This window comes from Ruminiclostridium papyrosolvens C7, from assembly GCF_000421965.1.
Taxonomy (GTDB): Bacteria; Bacillota; Clostridia; order Acetivibrionales; family DSM-1351; genus Ruminiclostridium; species Ruminiclostridium papyrosolvens_A.
The window spans coordinates 1-21,665 of sequence record NZ_ATAY01000071.1 but is presented as its reverse complement, the minus strand read 5'-3'; the positions used below and the strand labels follow the sequence as shown (position 1 = coordinate 21,665).

General features: G+C 34.5%; 33 protein-coding genes. 28 read left to right on the top strand and 5 right to left on the bottom strand.

Annotated elements, in window-relative coordinates; genetic code table 11:
* The first annotated feature begins 21 nt into the window (after positions 1 to 21).
* The 11 genes from L323_RS35150 (at position 22) to L323_RS35100 (ending at position 6,646) form a co-directional block, all read left to right on the top strand.
* On the top strand, positions 22 to 666 hold the full coding sequence (locus tag L323_RS35150) for an adenylate kinase (RefSeq protein ID WP_020816373.1): 645 nt from the start codon (positions 22 to 24) through the stop codon (positions 664 to 666).
* A 1-nt stretch (position 667) separates the two neighbouring features.
* On the top strand, positions 668 to 1,435 hold the full coding sequence (map, locus tag L323_RS35145; protein WP_020816372.1) for a type I methionyl aminopeptidase: 768 nt from the start codon (positions 668 to 670) through the stop codon (positions 1,433 to 1,435).
* Between the two features lie 108 nt (positions 1,436 to 1,543).
* Positions 1,544 to 1,825, top strand: a complete 282-nt coding sequence (locus tag L323_RS35140) for a KOW domain-containing RNA-binding protein (protein WP_020816371.1) — start codon at positions 1,544 to 1,546, stop codon at positions 1,823 to 1,825.
* Positions 1,826 to 1,879: 54 nt separating this feature from the next.
* On the top strand, positions 1,880 to 2,098 hold the full coding sequence (gene infA / locus L323_RS35135; RefSeq protein WP_004620820.1) for a translation initiation factor IF-1: 219 nt from the start codon (positions 1,880 to 1,882) through the stop codon (positions 2,096 to 2,098).
* A 93-nt stretch (positions 2,099 to 2,191) separates the two neighbouring features.
* The gene (gene rpmJ / locus L323_RS35130) at positions 2,192 to 2,305 is read left to right on the top strand and encodes a 50S ribosomal protein L36 (protein WP_004620818.1); all 114 of its coding nucleotides are present in this window, start codon (positions 2,192 to 2,194) and stop codon (positions 2,303 to 2,305) included.
* 234 nt (positions 2,306 to 2,539) lie between these two features.
* Positions 2,540 to 2,908: a 30S ribosomal protein S13 gene (gene rpsM, locus L323_RS35125; protein WP_020816370.1), complete on the top strand. Its 369-nt coding sequence runs from the start codon at positions 2,540 to 2,542 to the stop codon at positions 2,906 to 2,908.
* 21 nt (positions 2,909 to 2,929) lie between these two features.
* Positions 2,930 to 3,334 (top strand): 30S ribosomal protein S11, encoded by a 405-nt coding sequence (rpsK, locus tag L323_RS35120; protein WP_004620814.1) that lies wholly within the window; start codon positions 2,930 to 2,932, stop codon positions 3,332 to 3,334.
* A 30-nt stretch (positions 3,335 to 3,364) separates the two neighbouring features.
* Positions 3,365 to 3,991 carry a 30S ribosomal protein S4 gene (rpsD, locus tag L323_RS35115; protein ID WP_020816369.1) on the top strand — a complete coding sequence of 209 codons (627 nt, stop codon included), beginning with the start codon at positions 3,365 to 3,367 and terminating at the stop codon, positions 3,989 to 3,991.
* 122 nt (positions 3,992 to 4,113) lie between these two features.
* Positions 4,114 to 5,061, top strand: coding sequence for a DNA-directed RNA polymerase subunit alpha (locus L323_RS35110; RefSeq protein WP_020816368.1), 948 nt, complete (start codon positions 4,114 to 4,116; stop codon positions 5,059 to 5,061).
* Between the two features lie 64 nt (positions 5,062 to 5,125).
* Positions 5,126 to 5,650: a bL17 family ribosomal protein gene (locus tag L323_RS35105; protein WP_020816367.1), complete on the top strand. Its 525-nt coding sequence runs from the start codon at positions 5,126 to 5,128 to the stop codon at positions 5,648 to 5,650.
* 150 nt (positions 5,651 to 5,800) lie between these two features.
* Complete coding sequence (locus tag L323_RS35100; RefSeq protein ID WP_020816366.1) at positions 5,801 to 6,646, top strand: energy-coupling factor transporter ATPase; 846 nt, start codon at positions 5,801 to 5,803, stop codon at positions 6,644 to 6,646.
* 1 nt (position 6,647) lies between these two features.
* Here L323_RS35100 and L323_RS35095 read toward each other — a convergent pair whose 3' ends face one another.
* The gene (locus tag L323_RS35095) at positions 6,648 to 7,244 is read right to left on the bottom strand and encodes a class I SAM-dependent methyltransferase (protein WP_020816365.1); all 597 of its coding nucleotides are present in this window, start codon (positions 7,242 to 7,244) and stop codon (positions 6,648 to 6,650) included.
* 196 nt (positions 7,245 to 7,440) lie between these two features.
* On the opposite strand from L323_RS35095, the gene L323_RS35090 reads away from it, so the two are divergent.
* The 5 genes from L323_RS35090 (at position 7,441) to rpsI (ending at position 10,954) form a co-directional block, all read left to right on the top strand.
* Positions 7,441 to 8,283: an energy-coupling factor transporter ATPase gene (locus L323_RS35090; protein ID WP_020816364.1), complete on the top strand. Its 843-nt coding sequence runs from the start codon at positions 7,441 to 7,443 to the stop codon at positions 8,281 to 8,283.
* A 25-nt stretch (positions 8,284 to 8,308) separates the two neighbouring features.
* Positions 8,309 to 9,112: an energy-coupling factor transporter transmembrane component T family protein gene (locus tag L323_RS35085; protein WP_014312140.1), complete on the top strand. Its 804-nt coding sequence runs from the start codon at positions 8,309 to 8,311 to the stop codon at positions 9,110 to 9,112.
* Between the two features lie 23 nt (positions 9,113 to 9,135).
* Complete coding sequence (truA, locus tag L323_RS35080; protein WP_031342287.1) at positions 9,136 to 9,873, top strand: tRNA pseudouridine(38-40) synthase TruA; 738 nt, start codon at positions 9,136 to 9,138, stop codon at positions 9,871 to 9,873.
* Between the two features lie 235 nt (positions 9,874 to 10,108).
* Positions 10,109 to 10,543 (top strand): 50S ribosomal protein L13, encoded by a 435-nt coding sequence (gene rplM / locus L323_RS35075; protein ID WP_014312142.1) that lies wholly within the window; start codon positions 10,109 to 10,111, stop codon positions 10,541 to 10,543.
* A gap of 18 nt (positions 10,544 to 10,561) precedes the next feature.
* Complete coding sequence (rpsI, locus tag L323_RS35070) at positions 10,562 to 10,954, top strand: 30S ribosomal protein S9 (RefSeq protein ID WP_020816362.1); 393 nt, start codon at positions 10,562 to 10,564, stop codon at positions 10,952 to 10,954.
* A gap of 131 nt (positions 10,955 to 11,085) precedes the next feature.
* Here the strand turns inward: rpsI and L323_RS35065 are convergent, their stop codons facing one another.
* On the bottom strand, positions 11,086 to 12,147 hold the full coding sequence (locus L323_RS35065) for a tyrosine-type recombinase/integrase (protein WP_020816361.1): 1,062 nt from the start codon (positions 12,145 to 12,147) through the stop codon (positions 11,086 to 11,088).
* A gap of 117 nt (positions 12,148 to 12,264) precedes the next feature.
* Between L323_RS35065 and L323_RS35060 the strand changes: the two genes are divergently transcribed.
* The gene (locus L323_RS35060) at positions 12,265 to 12,846 is read left to right on the top strand and encodes an accessory gene regulator ArgB-like protein (RefSeq protein WP_020816360.1); all 582 of its coding nucleotides are present in this window, start codon (positions 12,265 to 12,267) and stop codon (positions 12,844 to 12,846) included.
* Between the two features lie 3 nt (positions 12,847 to 12,849).
* Positions 12,850 to 12,993: a cyclic lactone autoinducer peptide gene (locus L323_RS40910; protein ID WP_020816359.1), complete on the top strand. Its 144-nt coding sequence runs from the start codon at positions 12,850 to 12,852 to the stop codon at positions 12,991 to 12,993.
* Positions 12,994 to 13,013: 20 nt separating this feature from the next.
* Here L323_RS40910 and L323_RS0120995 read toward each other — a convergent pair whose 3' ends face one another.
* The 3 genes from L323_RS0120995 to L323_RS35050 form a co-directional block, all read right to left on the bottom strand.
* On the bottom strand, positions 13,014 to 14,321 hold the full coding sequence (locus L323_RS0120995; RefSeq protein ID WP_020816358.1) for a sensor histidine kinase: 1,308 nt from the start codon (positions 14,319 to 14,321) through the stop codon (positions 13,014 to 13,016).
* Positions 14,312 to 15,034, bottom strand: a complete 723-nt coding sequence (locus tag L323_RS35055; RefSeq protein ID WP_020816357.1) for a LytR/AlgR family response regulator transcription factor — start codon at positions 15,032 to 15,034, stop codon at positions 14,312 to 14,314. The genes L323_RS0120995 and L323_RS35055 overlap by 10 nt, the downstream gene beginning before the upstream one ends.
* Before the next feature lie 416 nt (positions 15,035 to 15,450).
* On the bottom strand, positions 15,451 to 15,804 hold the full coding sequence (locus L323_RS35050; protein ID WP_020816355.1) for a helix-turn-helix domain-containing protein: 354 nt from the start codon (positions 15,802 to 15,804) through the stop codon (positions 15,451 to 15,453).
* A gap of 185 nt (positions 15,805 to 15,989) precedes the next feature.
* Here L323_RS35050 and L323_RS42145 point away from each other — a divergent pair, with 185 nt between their 5' ends.
* From L323_RS42145 to L323_RS41430, 10 genes are all read left to right on the top strand, one after another.
* A complete protein-coding gene (locus L323_RS42145; protein ID WP_081665727.1) occupies positions 15,990 to 16,205 on the top strand; it encodes a helix-turn-helix domain-containing protein in 216 nt (71 codons plus the stop codon).
* 147 nt (positions 16,206 to 16,352) lie between these two features.
* The gene (locus tag L323_RS35045) at positions 16,353 to 16,547 is read left to right on the top strand and encodes a hypothetical protein (RefSeq protein ID WP_020816354.1); all 195 of its coding nucleotides are present in this window, start codon (positions 16,353 to 16,355) and stop codon (positions 16,545 to 16,547) included.
* Between the two features lie 54 nt (positions 16,548 to 16,601).
* A complete protein-coding gene (locus L323_RS35040) occupies positions 16,602 to 16,847 on the top strand; it encodes an AbrB/MazE/SpoVT family DNA-binding domain-containing protein (RefSeq protein WP_020816353.1) in 246 nt (81 codons plus the stop codon).
* Between the two features lie 738 nt (positions 16,848 to 17,585).
* On the top strand, positions 17,586 to 18,368 hold the full coding sequence (locus L323_RS35035; protein WP_020816351.1) for a rolling circle replication-associated protein: 783 nt from the start codon (positions 17,586 to 17,588) through the stop codon (positions 18,366 to 18,368).
* Between the two features lie 32 nt (positions 18,369 to 18,400).
* Entirely contained in the window at positions 18,401 to 18,736 is a 336-nt protein-coding gene (locus tag L323_RS35030; protein ID WP_020816350.1) for a hypothetical protein, read from the top strand.
* Between the two features lie 7 nt (positions 18,737 to 18,743).
* Complete coding sequence (locus L323_RS35025; RefSeq protein ID WP_020816349.1) at positions 18,744 to 19,151, top strand: single-stranded DNA-binding protein; 408 nt, start codon at positions 18,744 to 18,746, stop codon at positions 19,149 to 19,151.
* A gap of 30 nt (positions 19,152 to 19,181) precedes the next feature.
* Entirely contained in the window at positions 19,182 to 19,598 is a 417-nt protein-coding gene (locus L323_RS35020; RefSeq protein ID WP_020816348.1) for a VRR-NUC domain-containing protein, read from the top strand.
* Positions 19,576 to 20,340, top strand: coding sequence for a ParA family protein (locus L323_RS35015; RefSeq protein WP_020816347.1), 765 nt, complete (start codon positions 19,576 to 19,578; stop codon positions 20,338 to 20,340). Before L323_RS35020 ends, L323_RS35015 begins: the two co-directional genes overlap by 23 nt.
* A gap of 47 nt (positions 20,341 to 20,387) precedes the next feature.
* The gene (locus tag L323_RS40600; RefSeq protein WP_020816346.1) at positions 20,388 to 21,509 is read left to right on the top strand and encodes a ParB/RepB/Spo0J family partition protein; all 1,122 of its coding nucleotides are present in this window, start codon (positions 20,388 to 20,390) and stop codon (positions 21,507 to 21,509) included.
* Positions 21,502 to 21,657, top strand: a complete 156-nt coding sequence (locus L323_RS41430) for a hypothetical protein (RefSeq protein ID WP_020816345.1) — start codon at positions 21,502 to 21,504, stop codon at positions 21,655 to 21,657. Before L323_RS40600 ends, L323_RS41430 begins: the two co-directional genes overlap by 8 nt.
* Positions 21,658 to 21,665: the final 8 nt, after the last annotated feature.

Below are 21,665 nucleotides of genomic sequence, written 5' to 3'. Positions count from 1 at the left end.
AATTGTAAAGAGGTGACAATAATGAGGATCATATTATTAGGAGCTCCCGGAGCTGGAAAGGGAACTCAAGCAAAAATTATTTCTGAAAAACTTAATATTCCGCATATTTCAACCGGTGATATTTTCAGAGCGAACATAAAGGGAAATACTCCTCTTGGACAAAAGGCAAAGGAATATATGGATAAGGGAGAGCTTGTACCGGATGAACTGACTGTGGAAATAGTAAAGGACAGATTGGGAAATGACGACTGTGCAAATGGATTTATTTTGGATGGTTTCCCAAGAACAATTCCTCAGGCCGAATATCTTGATAAGGTATTGCTACAAATGAATATAAATCTGGACGTTGCTCTTTTAATAGATGTAAAGGACGAAGATATTATACAAAGAATGTCCGGAAGACGTGTTTGTACAAATTGTGGCGCAACATATAATGTTGTATTCAATCCCACAAAAGAAGAAGGAATATGTGATGTTTGCAAATCTCCTGTTATACAAAGAGCTGATGATGCTGCAGAAACAGTATTAAACAGACTTGAAACATATCATAAGCAAACACAGCCCCTTATCAATTATTATGAAAAAGCTGGAAAGCTGAAAATAGCAGAGGGTGCCGGAGAAGTGGAAGAAACATCAAAACGTGTAATGAAAGTTTTAGGTATTTAAAATGTTTACTATAAAATCACAATCTGAAATTGAAAAGATGAAAAAGGCTGGGGAGATTTTGTATGGAGCTCTCCAACTAATAAAGAAAAATACTGTACCGGGTGTTACCACAAAGGAATTGGACAGAATTGCTGAGGAGTATATTACAAAGAATCATGCAACACCTTCTTTTAAAGGATACGACGTAGGTGTTCCTGGAATGAATCCGTTTCCCGCCAGTATATGTGCATCTATCAATGAGGAAGTGGTTCATGGGATACCAAGTTTAAAGCCTTTAAAAGATGGCGATATTATCAGTATAGATGTTGGTGTGTACTTAAACGGATATCATGCGGACGCAGCAAGGACTTTGGCAGTAGGAAATATAACTGTTGAAGCACAAAGACTTATTGATGAAACACGTCAGAGTTTTTTTGAAGGATTAAAACAAATGGTTATAGGCAATCACATAAGAGATATTTCAGAAGCTATTCAAAATCATGTTGAGAGTAAGGGCTTTTCGGTTGTCAGAGATTTTGTAGGACACGGTATTGGAAGAGAATTGCATGAGATGCCTGATATACCTAATTATGTTACAAAGAGAAGAGGCCCAAGGCTTGAAAGCGGGATGACGATAGCTGTTGAGCCAATGATTAATGCAGGTAGCTATAGTGTAAAAGTTTTAGAAAATAGATGGACTGTTGTAACAACTGACAAATCGCTTTCTGCACACTATGAGAATACAGTAGCAATTACTAACGACGGACCGGTTATACTGACAAGGTTCTAATAAATATTTTAGATATTTTTATAAATTGTATTGTTATAATTTTAGTTTTCCTGTATAATTTATATTTGGTTTGACTGTGTAAATTTTATTGCTTAGAGGTGAATTACATTGAATGTAGTCCTGGGACAGGTTGTACTTTCTAAAGCAGGGCGGGACGCAGGAAAAATATTTGTAGTAACAGGTTTGATTGCTGATAGTTATGTACTTATCAGTGACGGAAGCTCCAGAAGATTGGAGAATCCTAAAAAGAAGAAATTGAAGCACCTGATTATTACAGACAATGTTATCGAAGCTATAGCACAGAAAATTTCTTCAGGAGAAAAATGCACAAATGCCGAGATAAGGAAGGCACTTGTTGAATATAATGTACCTGTTGACAGTAAAGTTTAGTTAAGAGCAATGAATTTATAAATGTATTATGTATCCTTTGGAGGAGGTGTTAGTTTGGCAAAAGATGATGTTATAGAGGTTGAAGGTACTGTTATTGAAGCACTACCTAATGCTATGTTTCAGGTAGAGCTTGAGAACGGGCATAAGGTTCTGGCTCACATATCAGGTAAGCTCAGAATGAATTTCATAAGGATTCTTCCGGGAGATAAGGTAACCCTTGAATTGTCACCATACGACCTTACCAGAGGAAGGATAACTTGGAGAGCAAAATAATATATACCTAAAGGTATTTATTTATTAATATAAAAAGTATTACCCAATTAACTAATTAAGCAGATTTTTTCTTATTATAAGGAGGATATAGCGATGAAAGTAAAACCATCAGTTAAGACTATATGCGAAAAGTGCAAAATTATCAAAAGAAAAGGCAGAGTTATGGTTATCTGCGAAAACCCAAAGCATAAGCAAAAACAGGGTTAATATTGGACCCACATCTAGGTATTATTAATTTTTGTAAAATCTCGGCAAGAAGCGGCTGAACAAAAGAATTTCCCGATTCATTGTTTTCTTGTTGATATTTTAAATATTTGACGATATCGTTTGGACATGAGCCTATGGGAATGGCATCGTTAAATTTCATGATCCAATCGGTGGAGAATTAGTTTGAGTGGCGCAAGTATGGCGGCACGAATTTTAATGGAGGTGTAAGTAAAGATGGCACGTATTGCCGGAGTAGATTTGCCCAGAGAGAAAAGGGTAGAAATTGGTCTCACTTATATTTACGGTATTGGAAGACCCAAGTCTAACGAAATTCTTGTTAAGACTGGCGTTAACCCTGATACTCGTGTTAGAGATCTGACTGATGATGAAATTAACAAAATCAGAGAAATAATCGACAAAGAATACAAGGTTGAAGGTGACCTTAGAAGAGAAATAGCTTTAAACATCAAGCGTCTTATTGAAATCGGATGCTACAGGGGAAGAAGACACAGAATGGGTCTTCCTGTAAGGGGACAGCGTACAAAGACAAATGCAAGGACTAGAAAAGGCCCTTCAAAGCCCGTTAGCGGCAAAAAGAAATAGTTAAAGGAGGTTTGCGAACAAATGGCAACGAAGACTGCTGGTGCTAAAAGAACTACCAGAAAAAGAAGAGAACGTAAAAACATTGAACGTGGAGCTGCTCATATCCGTTCATCTTTTAATAATACAATTGTTACCTTGACAGACACTGCCGGAAATGCACTATCATGGGCTAGTGCAGGTGGACTTGGTTTCAGAGGTTCAAGAAAGAGCACACCGTTTGCTGCACAAATGGCTGCTGAAACCGCTGCGAAAGCTGCAATGGAGCATGGACTTAAGACAGTTGAAGTATACGTAAAGGGACCTGGAGCAGGTAGAGAAGCAGCTATTAGAGCTTTGCAAGCTGCCGGACTTGAAGTAAGTCTTATAAAAGACGTTACACCAATTCCGCACAACGGCTGCAGACCACCTAAGCGCAGGAGAGTATAATTGATAATTATTATGGAGGTGTAAACTTAGATGGCAAGATATACTGATGCATCTTGCAGACTCTGCAGAAGAGAAGGCGAAAAGCTTTTTCTAAAGGGCGAGAGATGCTATACTGATAAATGTTCTGTAGCAAGAAGACCTTATGCACCTGGCCAACATGGACAGGCAAAGAAGAAGATGTCTGAATACGGCATACAGCTTCGTGAAAAGGCTAAGGTTAGAAGATTTTATGGCGTTTTGGAAGGCCAATTCAGTCAATACTTTGAAATGGCATCAAGACGTAAGGGTATAACAGGTGAAAACCTGCTTCAAATCCTTGAAACAAGACTTGACAACGTAGTATACAGGCTTGGACTGGGTACTTCAAGACCTGAATCAAGGCAGTTAGTTACACATGGTCATTTCACAGTAAATGGCAAGCGCGTAAACATACCTTCATACCTTATAAAGGTTGGAGATGTTATAGCAGTAGCTGACAAGAGCAAGAGTTCACCAAAAGTTAAATCAATTAGAGAAATTGCCGGTGGAAAAGTTGTTCCTAAATGGTTGGAATTTAATGAAGAAAATCTGGTAGGAAAAGTTGTGGCTCTTCCTGCAAGAGAAGATATTGACTTACCAATCAGAGAACACTTGATCGTAGAGTTGTACTCCAAGTAATATATATTAGATGGATTTATAACTTGGAAGCAACTGAAAGAATTATTTATAATTCTCTATGAAAAGTACGTTTAGAATCAGTTGCCCTCAAAAAATAAAAAGTTGTTAAGGGAGGGTTCTTGGTGATAGAAATAGAAAAGCCTAGAATTGAATGTGTATCAAATAGCGATGATAACACTTATGGCAAGTTTATAGTTGAGCCTTTGGAAAGAGGCTATGGTATTACCCTCGGTAATTCTTTAAGAAGAATATTACTTTCTTCTTTACCCGGTGCTGCTGTCAATTCAATTAAGATTGATGGAGTATTGCATGAATTCTCCACAGTTCCAGGGGTAGTAGAAGACGTGACTGAGATAATACTTAATATCAAATCTCTTTCATTATTAATTCATGGCGAAGGATCAAAGGTTATTTATATCGATGCAAATGGAGAAGGGCCAATATCAGCTGGTGATATTATCACTGACCAGGATGTAGAAATACTTAATCCTGACCTTCATATTGCAACATTGAATGGCGATCATAGATTCTACATGGAGATGGTAATCAGCAAAGGCAGAGGATATGTTTCTGCTGATAAGAATAAACAGGCTGGTCAACCTATAGGTGTGATTCCTGTTGATTCAATATATACTCCCGTCAAGAAAGTAAATTACACTGTTGAAAATACACGTGTTGGTCAGATTACTGATTATGATAAGCTGACACTTGAAGTTTGGACTGACGGAAGTATTAATCCTGATGAAGCTATTAGTCTCGGAGCTAAAATACTTAGTGAACATTTAAATCTGTTTGTAGATTTGTCTGATCAAGCTAAACATACTGAGATTATGGTTGAAAAGGAAGAAACTAAAAAAGAGAAAGTTCTTGAAATGACTATTGAAGAGCTCGATTTATCAGTTAGATCATATAACTGTTTAAAAAGAGCAGGAATCAATACTGTAGAGGATCTTACCAACAGAACCGAAGAGGATATGATGAAGGTAAGAAACTTAGGAAGAAAATCTCTTGAAGAGGTTCTCCAGAAACTTCAGGCACTTGGATTGTTCTTAGCGCCAAGTGAAGAATAATTGTTATAAAAATTAGACGCTAATTATATAGTAGTGTAAAATACGAGGCAAGGAGGGATAGGTAATGCCAGGTCAAAGAAAGTTGGGGCGTGCAACAGACCAGAGAAAGGCAATTTTAAAGAATCTTACAACAGCTTTATTTGTAAGTGGTAGAATTGAAACTACCGAGGCAAGAGCCAAGGAAGTTAAAAGTATAGCAGAAAAACTTATCACTTTAGCAATCAAGGAAGCAGATAACTTTACTTCAAAACAAATTAAGGTTAGTGCTGCAAAAGTTGATGGCAAAGGAAAGAAGCTTACCGATACTAAAACATCAAAGAATGGTAAGAAATATTTTGTAGTAGACAGAGAGCAAAAGACAGATATGGTATCTGTTGATAATGCTTCAAGACTACATGCTAGAAGACTTATAATGAACTGGGTATATAGACCAACAACTGCTGATGGAGAGAATATCAACATCACAGATAAGCTTTTTGATGAAATAGCTCCTAAGTACAAGGACAAAAAAGGCGGTTATACCAGAATCTATAAGCTCGGACCTAGAAGAGGCGATGCTGCAGAGATGGTAATACTTGAATTGGTTTAATATACTTAAATATCTGTATCAACATATATCTAAGTGATTATTATGTGGGGATTAAACTGTAAAAATGTTTAATCCCCATATTTATATACTTTGATAGAAATATAATAACTGTATAAAATATAAGAGGGTTGTTATTTGGGAGGCTTTTCAATGAGTAATAATATGTTCGAAATTGAAAACGTCAGTTTTTCATATAAATCATATGGAGAAGTAAATATTGATATTCCTGCATTGGAACATGTAAGTACTACAATAGAAAAGGGTGATTTTGTAGTAATATTAGGAAGAAACGGATCGGGAAAGTCAACATTTGCAAGGCTTCTTAACGCTCTTTTGACGCCTGTTGAAGGCAAGGTTATTGTTTTAGGGAAAAATACCGCTGATGAAAACAATTTATGGGATATTAGAAGCACTGCAGGAATGGTGTTCCAAAATCCGGATAACCAAATAATAGCTACAACTGTTGAAGAGGATGTAGCATTCGGACCGGAAAATCTGGGTATAGAACCTTCTAAAATAAGAATAAGGGTTGATGAAGCATTACAGACAGTGGGGATTGCGGATTATAAAAAAAGTGCACCCCATATGCTGTCAGGAGGTCAGAAGCAGAGAGTTGCTATTGCAGGTATCCTTGCAATGAAGCCGGAATGTATTATTCTTGATGAAGCTACCTCAATGCTTGATCCTATAGGGCGAAAAGAAGTTATAAATGTTTTAAAAAAACTAAATAAAGAAGAGGGTATTACTATAATACACATAACCCACCATATGGACGAAGCAGCAATTGCAAACAGACTTATAATTATAGATAATGGCGGAGTTGTTCTTGATGGGACTCCTAAAGAAGTATTTAGTAATGTTGATACAGTAAAAAACCTGAGATTAGATGTTCCGCAGGTTACTGAACTAACTTACCGTCTAAAAGATTATGGTATTAATGTTGATAAATTACCGTTGACAGTAGAAGAAGCTTTTGAAATTTTAAAGGAAATATAACTTATTTCTTAATTGATTTATATACTCTTACCCCGCCGCTTTTGTCTACATCAATTACATTGCCGAAAACTATTTCCATAATCTTTTTTAAAGTGGAACCACCCTTATTATGAAATGCTACAAGCCATAGTGCACCATTTTTTGAAAGGTGTTCGTAGGATTCGGTAATCAATCTGGTGTTCAATTCCTTACCAGCGGCTATTGGAGGGTTTGATATTATATCATCAAAGGTTCTTTCTTCAAGGGAACTAAAAAGATTACTGTTTAATGCTTCGATGGAAAGATTGTTATTTGCGGCATTTTTTTTGGTATAGTCCAATGCTCTATTATTAACATCTATCATTGTAATGTTTTGCTGAGGAAATATGCTTTTAATAAAAAGTCCAATAGCTCCGTATCCGCAACCGATATCAAGTACTGACAAGCCACTTGGAGTGAAATTTTTAATAAGATTTTCTGAGGCCCTGTCTATTTTGGTTTCAAATGAAAAAACACCGCTCACGGAGGTAAAAGTAAGGGAAGAACCACATATACTCTCTGTAAAGGTTTTTTCTTTTATTTCAGATTCAGGATTTTCAGTAAAATAGTGCTGACTCATTTAGTTTAACACCCTCCCTAACTTATAATAATAAATATTATAATATATAATTGGAGATATTTCATTCATCAAGATTAATAATAAATATATAGTTTAACTGATAAAGCATTAAAATGCTTAACCCTTCACTAATATAGTTCATTTATGGTATTATAATTTGTAATGTTATAAGATAATTTAACCACAGGAGTAGGACATGCCAATAAAAGTTGAGGATTTATATTATACGTATATGGGAGGCGGACCTTTCGAGAAAAATGCCCTCCATGACGTAAATATTGAAATAGATGATGGAACGTTTATAGGAATTATCGGTCACACAGGTTCCGGAAAGTCTACATTAATACAGCATTTAAACGGTATTTTAAAGCCGACAAAGGGACGGGTAGTAATTAATGGGATTGATACAAAGCAAAAGAACCTGAAGGAATTGAGACGCCAGGTTGGAATTGTATTTCAGTACCCGGAACATCAGCTTTTTGAAGAGACCGTAAAAAAGGATATATCCTTTGGATTATTGAAACAAGGGCTTTCACAGAATGAAATTGATGAAAGAGTAATGGCGGCGATACAATCGGTGGGCCTTGATGAAGCTGTTCTTGAGAAATCACCTTTTGAACTTTCCGGAGGCCAGAAAAGAAGGGTTGCAATTGCAGGGGTTGTAGCAATGACTCCTCAGATTCTGGTATTGGATGAGCCTACGGCAGGGCTTGACCCAAAGGGAAGGGATGAAATATTCGGTTATATAACCAAATTGCATAAAGATTCAAACATGACCATCATTCTTGTTTCACACAGTATGGAGGATATTGCAAGACTAGCGGAGAGGGTAATTGTCATGAATGAAGGTACCATATTCATGGACAAACCTTCAAAAGAGATATACTCGCAGCCTGAAGAATTAGAGAAAATAGGCCTTTCAGCCCCTCAGGTAACATACCTGATGAAAAAGCTTAAAGCCGTTTATCCCGGTATAAATGAGAATATATTTACAGTAGAAGATGCAGCGAAAGAGTTGGCAAAGTATTTGAACCATTAGAAGGCTAGTGGAAGGAGACGGGCAATTGATAAGAGACATAACCATAGGGCAGTATGTGCCAGGAGATTCGCTTCTGCATAAGGCTGACCCCCGAACAAAAATAATTCTGACATTTATAATGATGATATTCATTTTTTTAATAAGTACCTACTGGGGATATTTGTTACTGACGTTGTTTACTGCTATTACGGTAATATCCTCAAACATACCTGTTAAATTTGTACTTAAAGGCCTGAAACCGGTATTATTTATTGTTATTTTTGCTGGGATTATAAACATATTCACGATAAAAGGAACTGAAATTTGGAGTTGGGGTTTTCTAAGCATAACATATGAGGGTATTAATGTAGCTATTAAGATGGCTATAAGGCTTTTTCTGCTTATAATTACCGCTAGTCTGTTAACCTACACTACCACACCGATTGCCCTTACAGATGCAATTGAAAAGCTTTTAGGTCCATTAAAACGCATAAAAGTACCTGTTCACGAAATCGCAATGATGATGACTATAGCTTTAAGGTTTATTCCCACACTACTGGATGAGACAGATAAGATTATAAAAGCACAGTCATCCAGAGGAGCCGATTTTGATTCAGGAAATATGATTGAGCGTGCAAAAAGTTTTATACCTGTGCTGATTCCGTTATTTATCAGTGCATTCAGAAGAGCTGATGAATTAGCTACGGCAATGGAGGCCAGATGCTATCGGGGCAGTGAGGGTAGAACAAGAATGAAGCAGCTTCGTTTTTCGGGTAGTGATGCGGTTGTAACGGTTATAACTGTAGCATTTATGACGTGGGTATTACTAATGGAATATGTGCTATTTTAGAAAAGGAATTATTAGATAAATTTATGAGGAAAATTAAGATTAATATTGAATACGACGGTACAAATTATCATGGTTGGCAGGTTCAGAAAAATGCCAAAACAGTACAGGAAGTAATTCAAAAAGCCATTTCTAAACTATTGGGTGAAGATGTTGGAGTTACAGGCTGCAGCCGAACGGATGTAGGAGTACATGCATACGGGCAGGTAGCACATTTTCTCACAAATTCCAACATACCCGGAGATAAGTTTTCTTATGCTATAAATAATTTGTTGCCTGATGATATAGTTATTAAGCAATCAGAAGAGGTTCCGGAAGAATTTCATGCAAGATACTCTACAAAAGGTAAAAAGTACAGGTACCTGATATACAATTCACCACACCCTTCAGCTATTATGAGAAACAGATCCTGCCATGTAAGACCTGAACTTGACATTGCGAAAATGCAAGAAGCAGCCGGGTATTTCATAGGCGAACATGATTTTGCAGCATTTCAGGCCACAGGAGGACAGGTTAGAAGTACTGTAAGAGAGATTTATAGTATGGAAGTTTCTGAGAAAGAAGATAATATGATTTACATAGAGGTTTCCGGAAACGGATTTCTGTATAATATGGTAAGAATAATAGCAGGAACTCTAATATACGTCGGGATGGGAAAGCTGAATGAGTCTGAGGTTACCGGGATTATTGCGGGGCTTGACAGGACAAAAGCAGGTAAGACCGCTCCTGCACAGGGGTTGTATTTAATGGAGATTTACTATTAGAGGCTAAAACGAAAAAAGTGAAATGAAGAACGATTATATGAGAGATATGGAGATATATTAAGAAAAATAGAGAGATAATGAGAGGTAAATTAAATTCATCGCATTTTCTACTTGACAGACAAATTTCTGTATATTAAAATGTTGTAGTGTCCTAAACGGTTACTTTTGGTGAATAGTCTGAAACTAACTGCTAACATAAATAGGTTATAGATTTTTAAGGAGGTTGTATTAAGAAATGAAAACTTTCATGGCAAAGCCACAAGAAGTTGAAAGAAAATGGTACATTATTGATGCAGAAGGTAAGCCCCTTGGAAGATTGGCAAGTGAAATTGCCAGCATTTTAAGAGGAAAAAATAAGCCAATTTTCACTCCACACGTTGATACTGGCGATCATGTAATAGTACTCAATGCAGAAAAAGTACTTTTAACTGGTAAGAAACTGGATCAGAAGCTTTACAGATACCATACTCTTCATCCAGGCGGATTAAAGGAAATCAAGTACAAGCACTTGATGGAAAAACACCCAGAGAAGGCTATTGAATTAGCTGTAAAGGGAATGCTTCCAAAGAACAGTCTTGGAAGACAAATGTACAGAAAACTCAAAGTATACAGAGGATCTGAACATAACCATCAAGCACAAAAACCAGAAGTACTTGATTTGAACATTTAATGGAGGGAGGAAAAAATAATGGCTAACGTATATTACTACGGTACAGGACGTAGAAAGAAATCAGTTGCAAGAGTAAGACTTGTTCCTGGAGAAGGAAAAATTACAATAAATGATAGATCATTGGATGATTACTTTGGATTGGAAACATTGAAGGTTATTGTTAAACAACCATTAACCCTCACTGACACTGTCTCAAAGTTTGATGTTATATGCAAAGTTATCGGCGGAGGATTTACAGGTCAAGCCGGTGCTATCAGACACGGTATTTCAAGAGCTCTTTTAAAGGCTGATGAAGAATTAAGACCAGCATTGAAGAAAGCTGGATTCTTGACAAGAGACCCAAGAATGAAGGAAAGAAAGAAATACGGTCTCAAAAAAGCAAGAAGAGCACCACAGTTCTCAAAGAGATAAAGCACAAAACATACAAAATCCCCCAAATGCTTATATTTGGGGGATTTGTTTATTCTCAAAAACTCATAAAAACTAACAAAAATCTGCTAGTAATAGACAAGCAATAGACATATAATAGACAATAATAATATCTAGATTTTATTAATAGCAACAAGTAATTCACTGACTTCTAGGTGTGTATAAACAATCTGTGTTACACCTTGTCCACTATGTCCAACAATCTTTTTAATAAACCTTTCATCGACCTGTGCAGATGTTAAAAGTGAAACACAAGTATGTCTTGTGTCGTGTGGTAAGTGACTCATGCCCATCAGATCCATTAATGGCTTCCAATATGAATCGTAATAATTTCTATACAAAAAATGTTCTCCATCAGGTGTAGAAAGAAGGTATTCACATTGATTCTTGGACATCCAGTGCTGAAAGTAAGGAAGAACTTTGTCTGCAATAGGTACTCTTCTTATTCCTGCGTTTGTTTTTGATTCGGTTATATCAAACCATTGTTCCTTTAAGCTTACATTTATTTTCTTTAAATCTAGAAGTTCTGAAACCCGGACACCAGAATATATTAGCATTAATATTACATTGATATAGTCATTTGCACCTACCATACTCCAAACTTTTTTAATCTCCTGATTAGTAAATGGTTTTCTGTTTAATGCTTTTGGATTTCCTGCTTTACTAATATCCACATACTCAACTACGTTTCTATCTTTTGTAATGACATCGTGTATTATTGCATATTCAAATAATTGACCTAATAAGACCTTTAATTTTCTAAGTGTAGGATAGTTTTTACCTGATTTATCAACTACCATTTGCAGATGCGACAATTTTACATCTACAAATTTCATGTCTTTAATTTCAGCACATAGTTTCCAAGAAGCTTTATATCCATTAATGTTTGATTGTGATATTCCATATGGGTGAGCGTCATCTTTAAGAATTAGCCGCTCATTTGACCACTTTTCATATACTTCTCCAAATGTTATTATAGATGTCTTTATATCATATGGATTCGAATTGTACTCAGCAAGAGCTTGTAACGCTTCGGGTTGAGTTTTATAATAGCCCAAATAATCATACTGCTGCTTGCCATTATTATCTATTTCCCTGGTTTTTCTAACGCACCATGGTTTTCTCCTTTTTCCTGACAATTTGTGAACTGAACCATAACCATTTGGCAATCTCATTTGTAACTCCTTTCTTTTTAGAGGTATCGTTATTCTATGATTTAAGAAATTTTGTATTACAACAATCGACAATATTTGATAAATAGTATATAATTTAGTAAAGGTTGGTGAATCAAATTGTTAAGTAGAATTACCGAATATATTACTAAACAAGCAGTATTAATTTTGCCTGACATCACACCAGAAAAGGCTGAAAAAATTGAGTATGGACTTTACATGGGTATTAGTGATATATCAAAAGTTTTAGCCTTATTGATAGTATCCATACCTTTGAATATTTTCCTATTAGTATTTACGGCAATCTTATCTGCAGGATCACTTCGGCTAAGCCTAGGAGGTATACATTCAAAAACTCAAATAAGATGTCTTATATCATATTTTTTATCAATATACGGTAGTGTTTATCTGTCATATATAATACCTATAAAGATCAACATTATTATTTTTATCATTGTATACACATTAACATACCTTTATGCACCTGCTGACCTTCCAAGTAAACCTATTGTTTCAAGCAAACACAAAAGAAAGTTACGATTTTACGGTTTTATAACACTTTCATTATTACTTTTATTAACTACTTTGGTTTCAACTTTGTTCGCAAACATCATATCCATTAATGCTTTAATAGTATCAATAATGACGACACCTTTAGCTTATAAATTAACAGGAAATACTTTAAGTAAGAAGGAGGGATAGAGGATGAATAAGAGAAATATTAAAGTAATAATTATGGGAGCCATAGTTTCTTTCGGTATGTTTTTTGCAACGTTATCGGCGGGCGCTTGTTGGCTCTTTGGCTATTACCAGAAAAAATGCCCTGAATCCTTAATAATAAGAGATTAGGCAGAATTATTAAAAAGGGCTTAAATGCCCTTTTTAATTTTAAGTGTTTGTATAAATTGCATTTTATTATTATCAAACCTAGTAACATTTAAAATATTATTATATTTATTTAATAGGTTTTCAACGATACTTAATCCATGGCCTCTACTCTCTCCTTTTGTTGAGTAACCATCTTGCTTTATTTGTCCCATATTAGGCTTGTTGATGCAATTATTTATAATGGTTATATCTATTTCCGAATTAGTATTTGATACTGTCATTTCAATGTTTTTTTCATCACAAAGTTGTGCGGCCTCGATTGAGTTATCTAAATAAATTCCAATAATTTCGCATAGTTCAGAAATCTTAATATTCTCAATAGAATCAATAACACCAATAACTTGTAAATCAAAATTTACTCCTAATTTATCAGCATTATCCATTTTAGACGAAATTATCCCAAATAAACCGGCATTCTGAATATTAAATATAGCAGTATTTGTTAAAGATAATGTAGTTGCAATAATTTCATCCATGTACAAACTTGCATCATCATATTTACCCATTTTTAACATTGAGTTTATAACAGTTAAGTGATTAAATTGGTCGTGCTTGTAATGACGTAAATCTTGTAACGCCATACCTAATGACTTATTGTAGAATTTTTGTTGTTTAATTTCTGCTTTCTGCTTATCATTTTCATTAACTTTTAATATATACCAATAAGTGAATAAACAAAAGACAGTAGATATGATTAACATTATAACAAAGCTACTTAAATTAAAATTCTTTTGAAAGAAGTAAACCCCAATGTAAGCACAGATTGTCAGGAATAACAGGGATACCATCGAATATATAGTACTAGTAGTTAATTTGTGACGTTTGAAAGCTAATATTGATAAAAGAACAAATAAAAGCATAGTTGAATAAATCAATATATTATAAATGATATAAATATATGTATTTGATTGTGCTTGATTTACTGTATTGCTAAAATTAAATAAGCTAAAAAATAAAACGCATACAGCATTACCAACTCCTAAACCAATGCCCATAATACAAAATGATAAAATGGTGTACTTGAACGAAATTTTAAGAGTATATTTTATGATAAGTATACTGAGTGCAAAAAGTAATAGTGTTTTAAAAATTCTATAAAAATTACTATCTATATCAACAAGTGATAATAAATAGGATATATACGTGTTTGTTATTGAAAATGCGATAACAAAACAAGCAATTCTTTGTATTTTTAATTTAATATCAAATGTTAAGTTTAAGAAAATATATATTGTCAATGCACTTATCATAGTAAAAATAAAATTTGCTGTTGAAATTCCTATAGACATAACAATTGCCTCCAACCTTCTTGCGTTTTAAAATTTGCAAAATATTTGGGACCAATGGAACATCTTGATTTATCTTTAAGAATAAACTCTTTACTTTTTACATCGAGACAATAAACACAGAAAGTATTAATAAATATTGACCTGTGGCATCTTTTAAACCTGACATCGTTAATTCTTTCAACTAATTCTTCCAAACCCTCATAAGTGTGGTAATCTCCATCAGAAGTGTGAATTACAGTTTTAGTTTGCAAATGTTCTATATAATTTATATCATCAATTTGAATAAAGAAAACTTGTGATCCACATTTAATATCTATACAACTTCTTTTATTTGATTGCTTTTCTTTTGATAATTCTATAAGAGTATTCTGGAGCTTATCCCACCGTGGCTTTTGAATAAAACTATAAGCCTTAACCTCAAATGCTTCTTGAATATATTCAAGACAAGCAGTAACAAATATTATTTCGCAAGACTTGTTTATTGATCTAACTTGTCTAGCTAAATCCATGCCATTGGTATCATTTTTGAGGTTAATATCAATTATACAAACATTAACTAAATTGTTTTCAACAGCATTAATAAATTTATTCGGGGCTGACGTAGCAATTACAAGTTCGCCATCTATATTATTTTGGCTTAACCATTTTGGGATATTATTTATATAATCGTCTAAAACATTTTTTGAATCATCAATGGCAGCTATACTTATCATTATTTAATACCTCCATCTAAATTTTATGAATACATCATATATTATTGAGATGCTAGTTTCAAATCTTAATTATTACAATTTGTAATAATTAAGATTAAAATAGTCCTGTTATATACGATTATCTTAAAAAATCAAGATATTACATTTATTACACTAAAATGGAATTAGAATCAAATATATATTATATATATAGTCGAATAACAATAAAACAATGAAGATTATGAAGAAAAATGTAATAAATTTTGAGTAGATACAGAATTAGATAGGATGTATCCTTAAATAAGCAAGCTGAATAAATAGGAGATAAACTAATGATTAAAATAATACATTTAGAAATAAAAAGCATCCCATTCATTATAAGAAATGGGACGATATACATAAATATAGATTATCCATGGAGTGAAGAGGAAAAACTCTTATTTGTCGAGTTCTGAAAAAATCTCAATAATTTTTTTTACCGCTGAAAGCGGTATTTTTTTATCTTTAATCTCTTTTGCCAGAGCTATATATTCAATTCCAATGTCCTCTAAGTCGGCTGTTTTTACCATATTAAAGTCCACATCTTCATATGATTCCTCTAACGAAAAGAAGTCTACCGCTGAAACATCAAGAACTTTGCAAATTTTTAATAACATTGGTAATGTGCATTTTCTAGTGCCTTTTTCTATTCCACTAACATAACTTTGGGATATTTCAAGCTGTTGAGCCATACTTGCTTGAGAAATCCCTTTTTCATTTCTTATCTTTGATATTTGTTGTCCTATTCTCAATGATTACAACCTCCTTTCTTATTACAAATAGTAATAAAATCTTTTTAAAAAACGATGATACGAATCGGAAACATACAAAATAACAAGCATTTCAAACCCAATTACTTACAATTATCACAATTTGTAATAATACTTATTTGAGAATTATTACAAATTGTTATAAGATTTAATCACACTAACGGGAGGTGATTAAAATAGTTACACTTAAACTTAAACAAATTCGCAAGCGAAAAAGATTAACGCAGATAGAATTTGCAAACCTTCTTGGAGTATCCCAATGCTATGTAACATTGCTTGAAAGCGGTAAAAGGACACCTTCAATGTCAATGCTTGAACAGTTTTCCGAAAAGTTGGGAATTCCAATTGAAAAATTGTTATCTAAGCCCCCCAAAAGGAATTAGCATCGAGAATCATTATAACACAATATAACAGACAGTAATAATTAATTATTAAAACTCAACAACAATAAATCGAAACGATGAAATTATTATTTTAACTCATGAAAAAGACATATTTTAATTGATTTATTTTAAAAAGGAGTGAAAGTAATGGGGAAAAACTTATCAGTCCGTGAAGCGGCTTTAGAAATGGGTAAGACACCATCTTTTGTACGTATTGGGTTACAGCTTGGTAAACTGCCATTTGGGACAGCTGTAAAATTATCAACTAAGTGGACTTATTATATAAATCCAGCACAATTTTACAAGTACATAGGTAGGGATGAAGGTGACAAACAAAATTAATCTTTTTTATACAAGCAATAAAATAAATTTAAAAACGAAGGGTAGGTAATTCAAATGAAAGCTACAGGAATTGTACGTAAGGTTGACGAGCTGGGGAGGGTGGTACTCCCGGTAGAACTCAGGAGGACATTGGACATTGCGGAGAAAGATTCATTAGAGATCTTTGTTGATGAAGAAATGGTTATTTTAAAGAAGTATCAGCCGGCATGTATTTTCTGTGGAAATGCCAAAGATGTAATAGTTTATAAGGGCAAGAACATTTGTCAGGCATGTAAGAAAGATTTAAAAGAAGGGAGGTGACAACCTTGGATTATAAAAAGGTGTTAGAAAACCAAATGGAGCAAAATAAAGAAATCCAAATGAAAATCAAAACAAATTTAAACGAGATAACCACAAAGCTTGAAGAGGCTACTGATAACTGATTTACGACCAACATTACCTAATTTTATTTTAAGCGTTTTACCGCATTGGGGACAATCGAATGGCACTTCGGAATCACCTAATACGGAATTTAAATTTAAACTCATATGTACCTCTTTCTGATGTCCTTCTCAGCTTGAATTTTACCAAAAAATAGAAGTGATTACAAATTCAATTAATAGAGGTGAGTGTAATGTCAGATGTAAGAAGAGTTGTAACACTATGTCCTACGTGCCTAAAGCCAATACATAAAGTCAAAAGCACAGTACATTGTCCGAAGGTAAATAATGCAGTTATATGTATGTCACACTGCTTTACACTCTGCAAATACATGAATCAGGAAATGAGTTTACAGCGGTGTACATATAAAGACCATAAACGGAGAGAGGGGGGAAAAAGCACATAAAAAAATCAGCTTACATTAATCACTACAAAAATGTAAACCGATTTTTATACGCCGTATTTCGTAAAAATATCCTTACAAATATTATAAAACAAATACGGCAAATAGTCAACTGAAAAGGCAGTATTTACAAGTCTTTTCGGCCTCGTAATAGGTATTATCTATTCAACCATGAGAGATAAAAATTAGACCTTGGAAGGGGGACAGAAATATGTTTGCCGTATAGAGAGAAAAAAATAATAAGCGGCTCAATGTTTGAGGTTGAAATATATCCAATATCTTTGCAAGAAAAAAATAAATCACGTAAAGCAAAAATGAAAGAATCCCTACCTAAGCAGAAAAATTTAAATGAGAAAAATGCACGTAAGAAACTTATCAGATATGCAAATACAAATTTTACAGATCAGGATTTAGTAGTACATCTTACATATACAGATAAAACACTTCCTCGGACAGAAGCCGAGGCAAGAGCAGATGTAATAAATTTCATCAGAAGAGTGAAACGCTATCGAAAGAAAAACGGACTTCCTGAACTCAAATATTTAGGAGTTACAGAATTCTGTGAACCTGATGAAAATGATAAACGTAAAAAAGTAAGAATGCATCATCATTTATTCATGAGTGGAATGGATAGGGACATTGTAGAAAAACTTTGGGGGAAGGGAAGGGCAAATGCAGACCGATTACAAGAAGATGAATTCGGATATACATCATTAGCTAATTACATTGCAAAAGACCCTAAAGGATCAAGACGGTGGATACAATCCAAAAATCTTAGTCAGCCAGATTACAGGCCACCCAATGACTGCAGATACAGCAAGAGAAAAGTGATTAATCTAGCACATAACTGTGATGATAAGGAGCTATTTGAAAAGGCATATCCTGGCTATAGATTTTTGGATTGTGAAGTAAAGGTTAATAAGGAGACAGATGCAATTTACCTCTATATAAGAATGAGGTCAAAAGAATCAAAAGAAAAAGTACCGAAGAGGGAATAGATAAAAAGCAAAAAGAAAGGAGTGTTGAAAAAATGAAAGTAAATTACAAGACTTTAACGGTTGACTTAATGATGGCAAAGTTAGCAGCTAAAAAGCAAGCAATAGGAGAGGACTCCGGGAACTTAAATCTTGATATGCTGACAATTTTTATACCACGGTCAAATAAAAGGAAAATGGTAGAAGCAATAAAAGCATCAGGGTTACATGCAACCGGCCCAAGAGCAGGGAAAAGATATTTTATCAGTCCTCCACGATGCGGACAAAGAAGCTCCCGGCAAAGAGCGGTAAAAGCTATGTATCTGGAAATGAAAAGAAGAGGTTGGGAAGTGGCGGTACATAGTGAAAATGAGCCACAGTTGGAGAGGTGAGGGATAAATGAACAAAGTAGTATTAATGGGACGGTTAACGAAAGACCCGGAACTCAGATACACAGGTGGAAACAAAACAGCAGTTGCAACATTCGCACTTGCAGTAAATAGACGTTTTACAAGAGAAGGCGAACGGAAAGCTGATTTCATAAATATAGTTGCATGGGATAAAAACGCTGAGTTCTGTAGCAAGCATTTCATAAAAGGGTTACAAGTTGTAGTAGTCGGTAGGATTCAGACCAGAACATGGGACGATAACGAAGGGAAACGTCACTACATAACAGAGGTTATCGCAGAGGAAACGTACTTTGCTGACCGTAAAAAGTCTGGAGAGGATGGACAGCAGGGAGAAGCTTTTCAAGGTGGAGCAGATGGATTTTATCCAATGGACGAAGATGATTTTCCCCCTTTTTAATCAAAATCAATTTAGTAAGAGGTATTTATCATGAAAAGCAATCAATACGAGCCACCACAGGCAAGTGAAAGCACAGAACAAATATACCTTTTTAGGTGGGCAGCTCTACAAGAATGTGTATATCCTGAATTGAAATTAATGTATCACATACCAAATGGCGGTTATAGGAACAAGGCAGAGGCTGCAAGGTTAAAAATGGAAGGTGTGAAATCAGGAGTACCAGATATATGCTTGCCATGTGCAAGAGGTGGATATCATGGCCTGTATATCGAAATGAAAATCAAAGGTAATACAACCTCTGAAAATCAAAAAAGATGGATTAGGCTATTAAAGGAACAGGACTATTTTGTAACAGTATGTTATGGGCAGGAAGAGGCTATTTCAGTAATAGTAAACTACTTAAAGTTAAAAGGAGTGAAGAGGGTTGAAAACAATATCAGTAATTAATTTAAAGGGCGGTGTAGCAAAGACTATAACATCAATCAACATGGCTCATATATTATCATCCGTTTATGGTAAGAGGGTTTTGCTGATTGATAATGACAAGCAGGGCAACACAAGTAAAATGTTTGGTTATGACACTTACGATATTAAAACAATAGCAGACGTACTAACAGACAAGAATTTGGATATCATAGATGCGATTATGCCAACGGACAATGAAAACCTTTCAATCATAACTGCAAATATGAACTTACTCCGGGCAAACCTTGATATATTGCTAGACCAGACACAGCAACAGCAAACTAGGTTAAAAGAAGCATTATCCCCAGTGTCAGACAAATACGACTATTGCATAATTGACAATGCACCTGACATTAACATGTCTGTTATAAATGGCCTTGCAGTTACGGATGATGTAATAATACCTATCAAAGTTGACCAATACGCTTTTGACGGATTGGAGGTACTAAAAGAACAGATTGAAGAGGTAAAGCAATATAACCCGGATATCAAATTGGTAGGGTGTTTGATAACGATGTATCAAAAAAGCACAGTAAACAATGAGGGAAAAGAGTGGCTTGAAAATCAATCACAGTACCCGGTGTTTAAAACATTTATCAGACGTACAACAAAGGTCGATGAAACAACATTTACAGGTGAGCCGTTAATAATTCACGCTCCAAAATGCACAGCAGCAAAAGACTATATTTCCTTCGTGGCTGAATATCTGGAGAGGCAAATATAAAACGTGTCCGATTCGGACACAAAATAGTAAAAAAAGAAGGTGAAAACATGAAGAAGAAGTTTAGTCTTAATGATATCCTCAATGATAAATCAAAAGAAAAGAAAAAAAGAAACGATTTTACTATTGAATATATACATATAAGCAAGTTAATCCCTGATGGAAATAACTTTTATAGCGTAGATGATGTTGCAGAGCTTAAAGACAGTATACTCCTTATTGGATTACAGCAGCCATTGATTGTAAGAAAAATAGAGGAAACAGACACCTACACTGTATCAATAGGGCATAGACGACTTAAAGCATTAACACAAATAGTTGAAGAGGGAAACAAAGAATTTGAACTTATACCATGTAAAGTTGAAACAGAAATAGATGAAATAAAAAATGAACTCCGTCTTATATTTACAAACTCGACTTCGAGAATTCTTTCTGATTACGAAAAAACCCATCAAGCAATGAGAATAAAAGAATTGTTATCAGCCCTTAAACAAAAAGGTGTCAAGTTACCCGGAAGGTTAAGAGACATAGTTGCTGACACCATGAAAATATCAAAAACACAGGTAGCCAGAATGGAGAGCATCAACAATAATCTGTCAAATGAATTCAAGGAAGAATTTAAGAACAATAATGTAAACTTTTCAACGGCTTATGAAATATCTGGATTACAGGAAGAACAACAGGAAGAGGCATTGAAAGATTATAAGGAAAAAGGCTCAATCACCATAAAAGAGGTAAAGGACATTAAGAAAAATAAACCCTCTTCCGAAACAACTCAAACAATCGTAAAAACAACAATTACAGAAGAGGTTACCCAAAAAGAGCCGGAACAGTTAACACCAGACAGATTACTTAATGTATATGTATGCAGTGCTTACAGCGGAGAAGATGAAGACTATCAAAAAGCAATTGAGTACTGCAAGTATGTAGTTGCACAAGGGCATATTCCTTTTTCAAACATAGTGATGCTGCATAGTGTACTGGATGGGGATCATTATGAAAAAATGCTACAAATGCTACAAGTAGGGTTTGAAATGATAAGGATTGTAGATGAAGTCTGGATATTTGAAGAGGATGGAGAAATTACACAGGATATGTTGCATCAAAAGGAACTTGCAAAACAGCTAGGGAAGAAAATCTTACAGATAGGAGGTATCTGCGAGGATGGCTGAGAGGAAATTGAGTAAAGAAGAATTTACAAAGTTAGCAAATCTGAAACAGAAGCAAAAAAAACGAATTAAGGCACGTAATGAACTAATAAAGGCAAATGAAGAGGGTAAAAGCGAGTACTTTGCAAAAGGGAACTACGGTACATGGTAGTAGACAAT